This is a genomic window from Maribacter antarcticus DSM 21422 (assembly GCF_000621125.1).
Taxonomy (GTDB): Bacteria; Bacteroidota; Bacteroidia; order Flavobacteriales; family Flavobacteriaceae; genus Maribacter; species Maribacter antarcticus.
In genome coordinates this window covers 19309-31414 of record NZ_JHZC01000006.1, presented here as the reverse complement: position 1 = coordinate 31414, position 12106 = coordinate 19309, and the positions used below count along the sequence as shown (strand labels likewise).

Here is a 12106-nt window from a genome sequence, read left to right as displayed (position 1 = left end):
TAACACTTCAAAATTTAATCTAATAAATAAAATAGATGCAGCATACTAGCAGGTACTTATTTCATTCTTGCAATCGAAGATATAAAGTAATATAATAATATAAACTTGTAACAAATATTGTACCAAGAAGTAGTTAAAAATGGTATGTAGATTTTAAATATCGAGCATAAGTTAAACATGGAACAGGTAAAAACATCTCTCTTTAGCAAAAGGAGGTGCTTTTACAAGCTTAAAGACTTACATTAACTCCCTTCCTACATGGAATATAATTTCAAGATGTATGAGGAGCTTCCATTCTGAAAAACCATCAATTCCCTTGGTGCCCCTTTACCCTTGGCACCAACAACAATTCTGTTTGTCTTCCATTTACGTACCTAAAGCCTTCCTTACCATAAAATCCGGCCTCTTCTAACATAATACGGATGTCCTTTTTCCATTCCGGAATTGTAATGGTAGTATTCAATTCAATCGCATACACGGTATTCGGATTTAACGGATAGTTCTCGCCATCATCTTTCATAACACCCTCTTGGGAATCCCACATCCCAATTGTTGTACCTGCAGAGTGACCATAAGCGCCTAATGGATGTGTATAAATAGAAGGTCTTAATCCCGCTGCTTTCGACTCGGATAAGGCTTTTGCTAAAATTTCATTTCCCGTTCGTCCCTTTATCATATTCGTCGTTAAGAAATCTTGCACCCTATTACCATCCTTTAATCCGTTCACAAGAAAATCTGGGGCGCTGATCTCCTCGGGCTTTAAAACATAGGCCAACTCTTGGCAATCTGTATTTAATCTAAGATACGTAATCCCAAAATCGCAGTGTAATAAATCTCCCGGCATAATTACCATCTCATCTGGCTTACTAGCAAAAGAGTAAAAATTTGCATCGTTTTTATTGCTCGTGCGTTGCACATCTACGGTAGGGTGAAACCAAGTCTCTAATCCCATATCCGTCACTTTTTGGCGCATCCACCACACCACATCGGTTGTTCTAGTAACCCCCGGTGTAATTACTTTTTCAGAAAATGCCTCAGCTATAATATCATGGGTGATATCTACTAACTGATCAAAAATAACCATTTCGCGTTCTGTTCGGGTCTCTATCCACCGCACGGCCAATTGCTCGGCTGAGACTACTTTTGAATGCATTTTTTTTGGAAGGTTAGCCATAAACTCATCATAATCAGTTTTATCCAAGCCGTCTGCTATATTGTGGTCTTTTGAAAAATTAAGCCCTATGGTATTTGGGTTACGTTCTTCTATTAGCTGCATTAAGCGTTTCCATTGATTTGGTTCTTTTTCCTTATCCCATGCTGAAATTATATTATTTCCAACATTGTAACGCGCCACGGCTAATTTCTCAATCGTATTTTTTGCTTTGTCCCTATAGAATAGAAGAATAGTCCGTCTTCTGGCGCTTAACCAGGTAGCAGGCAACATCGTTTTCAACACAGGATCTTCGTTGTATTCCCTAGAAATAAGAACCCACATATCTATTCCGGCGGTATCCATTAATTCGGGTAACAGCTTATTGAAACGGTCGCCCAATATTTCATCTACTACCCTAGCCCTATCTTGCTCGGGTAGTATTTGTTGAGCATTAAGACTGATTGTCAGCAGTATAAGAGAAAAGCGTAAAACGTATTTCATGACGATTTTATTTATGCCATGAAAATACAAAAATATTGTGTTCGCTAGATAAGATACTATCGGATTTCTATATCGAAAATTCATCTGATTCATAGTGCCTCGATAAAAGTAGTTGTAGCAACTCAACCCCCTTATCCTATAACACTTTGCAAGGTAGTCCTCCGGTTGATTTTTCCGTTTTTAGTCTCCTTAAAATTCGGAACGAAAATAACGTCCTTAGGAATTTCAAATTTATCGAGGAATGTGGCACCTGATATTGTTTCCAAGCTATTTCCGATATCCGATTTTCCTTCAACAAAGAGCACTAACTTTTGCCCTAATTTTTCATCTGGTAGTCCCGCCACAAAAAATCGATGCGCTACCATTTTAGTCAATTTAGCTTCGATACGTTCAGGAAATAATTTTATACCTCCCGAATTGATTACGTTATCATAACGGCCCAACCACTCAAATTCCGTTTCAGAAATCATACGTACCACGTCGTTGGTTACCACTTCGGCATCGCTTATATTGGGTGCGCTAATTACTAAGCAATCGCGGTTATCCATCGTTATGCTTACCTCTGGTAGCACTTTGAAGGCATTGCTCTCTTGGTCAGTTTCTACATTTTTAAGATGATTTATACGCTTTAAGGCAATGTGGGTTATCGTCTCCGTCATGCCATAGGTTTCGTAGATGTTGGTCGGTTTATTTTGCACCAATTCCTTTAAATCATCTAAAAAGGGTGCTCCTCCAACAAGTAGCGTTTTAATATGGTGTATTTTATCTATTGAATTTATTAGTTGCAGCGGTACCATAGCGGCAAAATCAAATTTTGCGTTAGTAGCCTCCAAAGGGTTTGATACTGGTGCTACACAAATTATATCCAAACCTAAAATTAGGGCACGAACAAGCATCATTTTACCAGCAATAAATTCCGTAGACAGGCAATATAGTACTGTGTTTCCTTGCTCTAATTCAAAAAACATCCCTGTTGCAAGAGCAGAATTGACCATATGCTCCTTTTTGATAACAAGCTGCTTTGGTGTTCCCGTAGAACCAGATGTTTGTACCGTTATCGTAAGTGATGTCGACAACCAATCCAAAAGAAAATCTCCGATATGCTTTTCATACGGCGCTCCCTCCTTTATAAAACAATACGCGTACTCCTGCAGGGTCGCAGCATTGCAAGAGACTCCGTTCAATCGGAATTCCGGATGTATGGTTCTCTCCTTCAATTATTCTAATTTTTTTGCATTGAACTCCTCTTTGGATAGTACCTTGCCTGTGAGTTTTTCTTTCCAATCTTTCCACCTATACATTTGAGAAAAAATAAACAGAAGTATGGGGAAGACCACAAAAATTGGAATTAAAACATCCCACCCTAGGACAGGATCGGAAATATCCCGATAGACGGAATTGGTCTGGAAGGCAGTCCAATCTGCTGTGACCAATAAAGCCGCAGTTAGGTTGTTAGCGGCATGGAAGCCCAATGCCAACTCCAAACCTTCGTCCATAAGGGTAATGATACCTAAAAAGAATCCTGTACCTATATAATAAATCAAAATTCCGTAGCCTATTTTTTCAACCTCTGGATTGGCAATATGCATTAAGCCGAATAACAAGGAAGTGAACACTAAAGGAAACCATCTATTTTTGACTGTAACACCTAAACCCTGCATCATATAGCCCCTAATAAAATACTCCTCCATACTGGTCTGTATTGGAATCAGAAGTATCGCTACTACTGCTAGAATCAAAAAGGGACCCAAATTAAAATTATACTCGTAATCCTCTGGAGATAAATATATTTCTAAAAAGATAAAAAGAACCGTTATAACTGCCCATAGCACAAAAGCAAACAAAACTCGAGACCAATCTATTTTTTTTCTGGAGGTGGTAAGCGATGTTATGGTTTGTTCGTGTGCAAATTTTACAAAGAGAAAAAGGAATAGCAACCCTATCGCAAACATCACCAACATATAAAATAAAAAGAGGCTAGAACCCAAAGCCCTAGATAGTATACCCATATCCTCATTTGCAGTCAACAAAATAGACAATGACCCTGTTTTTGCTATCAATGCCGTCACAAGAGGTATTGCCCCAACTATCTGCCAGCCAAAAAACACGATAATTATACCCACTAAATAGCGCCAACCTTCACTCAATCCTTTATACGCCTGTTCTAAATACATAAATCCTCAATTAAATGTTCTTGCCATAAGGCGTTCTTATCGTAATAAATACCTCCATTAGACACGGTTAACGGACTATCAAAATTATTCGTGAATAACCCCCCTGTTCCCAAACCTTGGGGTAAGGGATTATTCAAAGTAGCTGTCCATTGCGCAATAGCGTTAAGCCCAACATTACTTTCCAAGGCACTAGTTACCCACCATCCTATATTATACTTCTTCGCTATAGCTATCCACTCCTCGCTGCCCTGGAAGCCGCCTACCAAACTGGGTTTTAAAATAATATACTGTGGGTTTATCCTTTTCAATAGTTCTTCCTTCTCGGTGAAATCAGTTACCCCAATGAGCTCTTCATCTAAAGCAATAGCCAAAGGTGTATTCTCACATAAGGTTTTCATATACTCCTGCTGACCTTGTTTAATAGGCTGTTCAATGGAATGTAAATCCAATTGCGACAGTAGCTTTAGTTTACCTAATGCTGCGTCAGGTGAAAATGCACCGTTGGCATCTACCCGGAGTTCTATTTTATCTTTATCAAATTTCTTTCGGATAGACTCTAATAAATTAACCTCGGCATCAAAATCGATAGCACCTATCTTCATTTTTATACAACGGAAACCTTCTTCGATTTTTTGCTGTATCTGTTCGTGCATATATCCCGGTTCTCCCATCCAAATGAGTCCATTTATTTCAGTAGGACGTTCTGATTTCGTAAAGTCTGAAGGGAAAAGCTCAAATGGATTTTCCGATGTAAGGGATAGTGCTGCTTGTTCTAATCCGAACTGGATACTCGGATATTGATTTAAAGCAGTTAACAAGGCTTTTTTATCAGTGTTAATATTGGCTACCAACCAGTTAAGCTGCTCCTCGTAACCCGACACATCATCGTGGCTTAGACCTCTAAAAAGTCCACACTCCCCAATTCCAAAACGTCCATCTTCCTCTAAAATCAAAAACCAGGTTTCCTTGGTTCGTAAAACCCCACGCGAAGTGCCGCTGGGGCGCTTAAAATTTAAATCATACTTTTTATACCTTGCTTTCATAGAAACATATAAATTTAAGTATATTTTCAGTGTTTAAAAGAAATTTATGAGCAGTATCGGAGAAAAAGTTATTTGGATTACAGGAGCCTCCTCAGGCATAGGTGAGGCCTTGGCCTACGAACTTTGCAAAAACGGAAACCGACTCTTATTATCTTCACGAAGAGAGGACGCGCTAGAACGCGTAAAATCCAATTGTAATATTCCTGAAAACGTAGTCGTTCTGCCACTAGATCTCTCCCATTTTGATGCACTTCCAGACATCACCGAAAAAGCAATATCAAAGTTCGGTAAAATTGATATTTTAATCAATAACGGAGGCATTAGCCAACGTTCTCTCATCGCTGAAACAAAATTTCAAGTATTTAAGAAGATGATAGATGTTAACTATCTGGGAACAATTCAGTTAACCAATTCATTACTTCCACATTTTATAAAAAACAAACAAGGACAATTTGTTACCATAACCAGTTTAATGGGGAAGTTTGGATCACCTTATCGTTCCGGTTATTGTGGAGCAAAACATGCCTTACATGGCTTCTTTGATGTGTTACGTATGGAGCATGAAAAAGATGGTGTAGACGTTACGCTTATCTGCCCGGGATTTATTCAAACAGATGTAGCCAAAAATGCTTTGACCGCAGACGGAAGCGCCCAAGAAAAACAAGATGAGGCAACAGCCAAAGGCTTGCCCGTTGCTGCATGTGCAAAAAAGATTATTCGTGCAATAGAAAAGAAAAAGTTTGAAGTATATATAGGGGGTAAAGAAACGTTCGCCGTTTACCTAAAACGTTTCTTTCCTAAGGTGCTTCATAACGTAGTATTAAAAAGTGTCGTTCGATAAACCTTATTTAAAATTAAACCAAAAACGAACACCATTGGCCGTTCTATCGGTATTTAAGTTGGTCTGCAACTGATTTGCTAACCTATTCATTAAACGTATGCCCATGGAAGAATTTGCCCTTTCTTCAGTATCCTCCGGTAATCCTACACCATTATCGGTATACTCAAAGAATCCTTCCTGACCAGAAGGCTTTCTTATATGGATATATATTTTTCCGTTATTCTCATCATTTGGAAATGCATATTTAAAAGAATTCGAAACCAGCTCGTTCAAAATTAATCCAAACGGAATTGCACGATCTATATCCAACTCCACCCCTTCTGCATCAATAGTAATGTTGATATTGTGCCCCCCCTTTTTATATACGGATTGCACACTATTGATAAGGCTTTCGATATAGCCTTGCATTTCTATAACCGACAAATCATCGTTCTGGTATAGCTTCTGATGAATTAATGCCATTGCCTTAACCCTACTCTTTCCTTCCTCCAAAGCCTCTATAGCTGCTTTACTTCGCGTATTTTTAGTCTGTAAACTCAATAGACTAGAGACCATCTGTAAATTATTTTTTACACGGTGATGTATCTCCTTAAGTAAGGAATCTTTCTCTACGAGCGCATTTTCGATAATATGCTTTTGCTCGGCGATAAGCCTTTGGTTTTTTATACTTTTTAGATATGCATATACCAAGCCTGCAAAACCAAGTAGCGTAAATACCAATGAAATAAAAACAAGACTAATACTCTTATCCTTTTCAATAATATCTATTCTAGATTTCTCCAAGGCCAACTTCTGTTTTTCCAGCATATTTCTGGAATTTTCCAAATTTTGATTCAGTACAGAAGTGAGTTGTTGATTTATAATTTTAGAGTCATTATCCTCTATTGAATCTCTTATTCTTACGTTTAATTTTAAGTAAGTAGAAGATGACTTATAGTCACCGGTTCTATCATAATATGCAGCATAAAGCCTATTTTTTTTTAGAATATTAGCTGCTTTTCTGGGTGTATCTATTTCACTTAAATAGTCAGTAGCCTTTGCAAAATCATTTAACTGTAGGTAGCACTGCGCCAACTCCAAAGAATTTTCAATTAAATCTGAAGAAAATTTGCCTTTGTTGTATTTATTTATGGTCTCCACACTCTCTTCTAAAAAAGAAATGGCTTTTTTATAATCCTTGTCTAACACATGACATTTACCAATATTTCCTAAAATTTTTCCTTTTAATACGTGGGCAGCTACTAGTTCTTGTTCCGTTCTATCTGATAAAATATCATTGAAGTAAACATCCATGAAAGCGTTTGCCTTTTTAAAATAAGATAAGGCGGTAGGGACTGACTTATCCAATCTAAGGTAGTTGCCTACATTGTAATTATAGTTTGCTTTAGCATAAAAATCACCCTCTTCAATTAAACTTTTTTGTTCCGCTATATAATCCTTCATAGCTTTACGATATTGTCCTAAATTGGAATAAATATCATAAAACATGATATTCTCCGTAAGTCCCAATTCTCGTTTCATACTACGGATTTCAAACTGTCTTTCATAAAGTTCAAGTTTGGAATAATTGGTATCCATCAATTCTAGAATGATGGTTTTAATTTCTAACTCAAAAAGATTAAGCTCATCATATAAACTTTTAGTGATTGCTAAGCTTTTTTCATAGTCCCCTAAATCATAATATATCTGGGACTGAATAAGTTGATAGTCAATAACGGCTATGGAATCGTTGGTTTTTTTTGAAGTATTAAGATATACATTAACAGAATCTAGCCAATCATAAGCAGAATTATTAGTGTACCTGTTTTGGGTTTCAAAGAAGAATTTAGAGCGCTCCTTACCTCCCTGTAGTTCTTTGAACTCCTTAAAAAAATCATGTTCTTGAGAAACGATGTCTTGAGCGTGCAAAGCACAAACAAAAATAAGAGCAAATATAAATGCTGTTGTCCTCAAATAAATAAATGTTTTCATATGATGTACTACCCTGCTTCAAACATAAGGATATTACTTGATTTTGCTAGTTTTTTGTTGTGATCAAATCCTTAAACAAACAATGAACTACGCTTTTTAAAACACCTCAAACATGCGCTAAGAGCAGCACTTGTTACGACAGTCTACTTAAAGCACCTTTAATGCGCCCGCTAAAAAAGACTAAAACATTAATAATCAGTATTTTAAACATATTAAAAACCTTTTATTTAGCCAAGTCGCTATTAGGTTATACGGCCAAAATAAAAATATAGCATACTCCGGCGAGAGTTCTTAAAATGTTGTGTAAATAAGCATTATTGTTGTTTTAACACAGCGTGTTTCAGCCATTTATAGAAGTAAATCATACCTCATGAAGCTTAAAACAGTAAAGCAACATTATAATTTAGAATCGGCGTCCTCTTATATTTGACAAAAGAGTTTTACAAAGGATTTAAGAATTCATTGCGGATATAATAAATTCCTTAAAGTCCTTGGAAATAGGAATAAGGTTATTATTGATCATAATATCTTTTGAATTTATCGCATCAATATGATCTACGTTAACAATATACGACTTATGCGCCCTATAGAATTTATTCTTGGGTAGCTTTTCTAAATAGTCTTTTAAAGGGGACCTCACCAAAAATTTCTTATCAGCAGTATTTACCTCTAAATATACATTATCAGCCTTTATAAAATGAATGTCACCAAACTGAATTCTGTAGTAAAGATGCTGTTTTTTGACAAAAATAGAATCCTTTAAAATAGAATTTGACATTGCTACATTATCGTTCGATTCACCATTCTCGGTATTGGCATCCTTAAGATCTTGTTTTCCGTAAATAAAATTTGACAATGCAATTTCTATAGAAGTGTATAAGTCCTGCTGTTCAAAAGGTTTCACTAGATAACCGTTAGGCTTTACGGTCTTAGCATTTTCAACAGTAGCCCTGTCGGAGTTTGAAGTAACAAATATAAAAGGTATGTCATAATTCTCTCGAATATGCTTACCTAAATCTATCCCAGTTTTATCAGAAGCTAAAATAATGTCTATCAAAACTAAATCTACTTGCTTTGATTTCAATACCTCTACCGCTTGTTCGTAAACGATAACGTTATCCACTATTTCATAACCAATCTCCTCCAACATCGACTGCATGTCATCTGCGATAATGACGTTATCCTCAACTATGAGTATTTTAATAGCTTGTTCCAAAGTTATTTATGGTTTAGATGGTTTATACTCAAAATTACAAAAAATAAATATAACTAAAGTAAAACAGGATTGCCAATAGAAATGTACTCAAAGCTAACTTTTTAAGTTCCGGATCTAGTGCTTGTGGACTCTTAGTTTTCATAACAAATCCTAAATGAATAAAAATTGGAACAAAAGCTACAAGACATACCAATTGAATATAGTTCACAAAATCAGAAAAAATAAATCCGGACACAGAAAGAAACGACAAAATCAATAGCACCGCGTGGTACCTTTTACCCCTTTCAAAACCTATTTTCACAACCACCGTATTCTTACCTGATAATTTATCTGATTCAAAATCCCTAAGGTTATTTAAATTTAGGACCCCAACACTCAACAAACCTATACCTATTGCAGGAAGTAAAGAAATCAATGGGATGCTTTTTATGTATAGAAACATACTTCCTAAAACACCTACCAAACCAAAGAATACAAATACAAAAATATCACCTAAACCTCTGTATCCATAAGCCGTTTCCCCAACAGTGTATTTGATTGCTGCCCAAATACTTATCCCTCCCAACAACAAAAACAAAAGAGATAAAAATAGATTGTCGCTACCGAACGCAGCGTATAATAAGCCAACCACAAGAACCATGCTAATAAAGGAGGAAAGCACTATGCCATTTTTTAACGCCTTACGAGTCAATAAACCGCTCTGTAAAGCTCTTTTAGGGCCAATTCTACTATCATTGTCAGTACCCTTAACACCGTCACCATAATCATTGGCAAAATTAGAAGTTACTTGAAAACCAATAGTAGTCAAGATTGCTAGAAAAAAAATCGTATGATTTATTTCCCCATATATACTTGCAATAGCAGTACCCACAAGGATTCCTGAAACGGATAAGGGAAGTGTTCTTGGTCTGGCAGCATTTATCCAAACTTTTAGGACTGTCACTAGTAAGGATTCTCTATTTGAATTCGTTTTCCTTCTTTGTAAGAAGCTACAAATGCATCATCAAAACCTAAATCGACCAATTGCTTTCTGAAAGATTGCGCTTCAGCCAATGTTTCAAAATTACCTAAGGAGTAGGAATAAAAAGGATTTGTTTTTACAAACAAGGTATTAGTTAGGGCTTCGGAAGCCAAAGTAATGTTGTTATCAACAAAAGACTTTACCTGTACAGAATAAATCTTCTCCTTTTCTAAAAACTCCTTGGCCAAATAAAATTCCTTTACCAAACTTAGTTCGGCGTTCTGAACCTTTAAATTATCAATCCGAGTCTTTATGGCATCCAGACTATCGATGGAAACCAATAGATTGTTATTTTGCCTTTCATAGCTGTTAGACATACTCCAACCTGCTGCCAAAGAACCAAATGCCAAGCCACCGATTAAAAAGAAAGTAGTTATACCTGCAAAAATATTCCGCTGTATTTTACTTGTCTTAAGCTCCTTGTTCTTGAACTTTATCTGGTCCAATAAACGTTCGTTGATAATTTGTGCCTTATCAATGTCTTTGTGGAGTTCTAATAAATCGCTTTCCTCTATAAACGGCATCTATGAAATATTTAAAAACTAAACTTGTTAAATGTAAGTAAAATTTCAAAGTATATTTTAAATTCTACTGTATATATGCAAAAATAAACATAAGAGCGTAGTACACCAACAAAAAGGGAATGATTTGTTAGTCATAAAACTGAAATACAAGCGATTAAGAATTTTATAATTCAACATATTAATCTTCTGCTAAACGTATCCCATCATCTTCCAACTTTATTTTTCTTGCCTTATAAAGTGTCCCCAAACCTTTCTTAAACGTTTTCTTGCTCATCTGCATGATATCCCTTATTTCTTCAGGACCTGATTTATCGTGTAACCCTAAAAAGCCACCTTGCTCCTTAATTACATTATAAATCTTATTTGCTGCCGGTTCCAAAACCCTGCTCCCTAAAGGTTGTAAGGAAATGTCTATTTTATTATCCTTTCTGATGGTTTTTACACAACCTGGCAGAACATCGCCAATATTAATTGTTTTGAATACCTCATTAAAATACACCAAACCTTTGTGTTTTTCATTTACGATTACCTCCCAACCTAAATCGGTTTGCCTTGTGACTACCAAGTCTACTTCGTCCCATTCCCTAAACTGCAAACTCTCGTTGCTCAAAAATTTATCTAATTTATTAGAGGCAACTAGTCTTCCGCTGCGGCTGTCTAAATAACAATGCACCACATACCATTGCCCTTCTTTCATTTTATCTCGCTGCTCTCTAAAGGGTACCAAAAGATGTTTCTCTAGTCCCCATTGCATAAACGCACCAAATTCATTTATTTCAGCTACTTGCAACAATCTGAATTCACCTAACATAATGTAGGGTTCTAGTGTTGTAGCCACAGGCCTTTCATCATAATCCAAATAACAGAACACCTCAATAGTCTTTCCTATTTCATAACCTTCCGGAACATATTTATTAGGCAAAAGAACATCGTTACCTTCATCGTCACCTAAAAAAAGTCCTACACTGGTATCCCTAAGGATTTCTAAACTATTTTTTTTACCTAACTCAATCATTTTACAAAATTACATTTTATATTCCGCAAGACCACTTTATTCAGGCTCAAGTTCTTTACTAAACCCTTTTCGTATCACAACACTGAACCATAAGAAAATGAATTACCTCGAGGCAGAGCTATGGAGGTATCAAGCGAAAAAAACCTTTTTTTAGTTTGATGAAAACTCAGGTTTTCAAATTTTTATCTTGACCACCGAAGCAGAACGCAGGGGAATTCTATCGATTAAACCAAAAAAAACCGTTTCTTTTGAAACGGCTTTTTTACTATTAAAACATAATGTACTAGTATATAGAAGCTTTTTTAAAATGCTTACATAGCATATAGTAAACTACCACTCTATGTTTGTTCTTGTTAGAAGAACCATAGGTATCCAATACGCTTTTAACCGCATCCATAAGTGCTGGAGAATCAGCCAGACCTAATTTTTTGACAAGGTAATTATTCTTTACCGTTTCTAATTCTTTTTCATCACCACCGGAAACTTTAGAAGCATCCAAGTTGTAAATTGAAGGGCCTAAACCAATAGCAACTTTGGTAAGTAATTCCATGTCAGCGCTTTCCCCGAACTTATCCTTAATGTCCGCTGCGTACTTTTCGATTAAATCATCACGTTTACTCATAATCTTTAGTGTCTTTAATTAATGG

Annotated in this window: 11 protein-coding genes; 1 reads left to right on the top strand and 10 read right to left on the bottom strand. The window is 36.1% G+C overall.

Going from position 1 to position 12106, the window contains the following annotated elements; translation table 11 throughout:
* Positions 1–307 precede the first annotated feature (307 nt).
* The 4 genes from Q360_RS0105330 to menC form a co-directional block, all read right to left on the bottom strand.
* The gene (locus tag Q360_RS0105330) at positions 308–1654 is read right to left on the bottom strand and encodes a M24 family metallopeptidase (RefSeq protein WP_036195206.1); all 1347 of its coding nucleotides are present in this window, start codon (positions 1652–1654) and stop codon (positions 308–310) included.
* A 131-nt stretch (positions 1655–1785) separates the two neighbouring features.
* Entirely contained in the window at positions 1786–2871 is a 1086-nt protein-coding gene (locus Q360_RS0105325) for an AMP-binding protein (RefSeq protein ID WP_027076171.1), read from the bottom strand.
* Entirely contained in the window at positions 2872–3828 is a 957-nt protein-coding gene (locus Q360_RS0105320) for a CPBP family intramembrane glutamic endopeptidase (protein ID WP_027076170.1), read from the bottom strand.
* The gene (gene menC, locus Q360_RS0105315; protein ID WP_027076169.1) at positions 3819–4871 is read right to left on the bottom strand and encodes an o-succinylbenzoate synthase; all 1053 of its coding nucleotides are present in this window, start codon (positions 4869–4871) and stop codon (positions 3819–3821) included. Before menC ends, Q360_RS0105320 begins: the two co-directional genes overlap by 10 nt.
* A gap of 46 nt (positions 4872–4917) precedes the next feature.
* On the opposite strand from menC, the gene Q360_RS0105310 reads away from it, so the two are divergent.
* Positions 4918–5712, top strand: a complete 795-nt coding sequence (locus tag Q360_RS0105310) for an SDR family oxidoreductase (RefSeq protein ID WP_027076168.1) — start codon at positions 4918–4920, stop codon at positions 5710–5712.
* A 3-nt stretch (positions 5713–5715) separates the two neighbouring features.
* Here the strand turns inward: Q360_RS0105310 and Q360_RS0105305 are convergent, their stop codons facing one another.
* The 6 genes from Q360_RS0105305 to Q360_RS0105280 all read right to left on the bottom strand — a co-directional run bounded on the left by Q360_RS0105305 (position 5716) and on the right by Q360_RS0105280 (position 12081).
* A complete protein-coding gene (locus tag Q360_RS0105305; RefSeq protein WP_027076167.1) occupies positions 5716–7683 on the bottom strand; it encodes a histidine kinase dimerization/phosphoacceptor domain -containing protein in 1968 nt (655 codons plus the stop codon).
* A 451-nt stretch (positions 7684–8134) separates the two neighbouring features.
* Complete coding sequence (locus Q360_RS0105300) at positions 8135–8899, bottom strand: LytR/AlgR family response regulator transcription factor (RefSeq protein WP_027076166.1); 765 nt, start codon at positions 8897–8899, stop codon at positions 8135–8137.
* Positions 8900–8933: 34 nt separating this feature from the next.
* On the bottom strand, positions 8934–9842 hold the full coding sequence (gene menA, locus Q360_RS0105295) for a 1,4-dihydroxy-2-naphthoate octaprenyltransferase (protein ID WP_027076165.1): 909 nt from the start codon (positions 9840–9842) through the stop codon (positions 8934–8936).
* On the bottom strand, positions 9842–10444 hold the full coding sequence (locus Q360_RS0105290; protein WP_027076164.1) for an SPOR domain-containing protein: 603 nt from the start codon (positions 10442–10444) through the stop codon (positions 9842–9844). Before Q360_RS0105290 ends, menA begins: the two co-directional genes overlap by 1 nt.
* 178 nt (positions 10445–10622) lie before the next feature.
* Entirely contained in the window at positions 10623–11459 is an 837-nt protein-coding gene (locus Q360_RS0105285; protein ID WP_027076163.1) for a CvfB family protein, read from the bottom strand.
* 283 nt (positions 11460–11742) lie between these two features.
* Positions 11743–12081: a DUF2853 family protein gene (locus tag Q360_RS0105280; protein ID WP_027076162.1), complete on the bottom strand. Its 339-nt coding sequence runs from the start codon at positions 12079–12081 to the stop codon at positions 11743–11745.
* Positions 12082–12106: the final 25 nt, after the last annotated feature.

Bases quoted from the DNA above. Each gene is read 5' to 3' on its own strand.
- Q360_RS0105330 (WP_036195206.1), bottom strand. From the start codon at position 1,654: ATGAAATACGTTTTACGCTTTTCTCTTATACTGCTGACAATCAGTCTT.
- Q360_RS0105320 (WP_027076170.1), bottom strand. From the start codon at position 3,828: ATGTATTTAGAACAGGCGTATAAAGGATTGAGTGAAGGTTGGCGCTAT.
- Q360_RS0105285 (WP_027076163.1), bottom strand. From the start codon at position 11,459: ATGATTGAGTTAGGTAAAAAAAATAGTTTAGAAATCCTTAGGGATACC.
- Q360_RS0105305 (WP_027076167.1), bottom strand. From the start codon at position 7,683: ATGAAAACATTTATTTATTTGAGGACAACAGCATTTATATTTGCTCTT.
- Q360_RS0105280 (WP_027076162.1), bottom strand. From the start codon at position 12,081: ATGAGTAAACGTGATGATTTAATCGAAAAGTACGCAGCGGACATTAAG.
- menC (WP_027076169.1), bottom strand. From the start codon at position 4,871: ATGAAAGCAAGGTATAAAAAGTATGATTTAAATTTTAAGCGCCCCAGC.
- Q360_RS0105310 (WP_027076168.1), top strand. From the start codon at position 4,918: ATGAGCAGTATCGGAGAAAAAGTTATTTGGATTACAGGAGCCTCCTCA.
- Q360_RS0105290 (WP_027076164.1), bottom strand. From the start codon at position 10,444: ATGCCGTTTATAGAGGAAAGCGATTTATTAGAACTCCACAAAGACATT.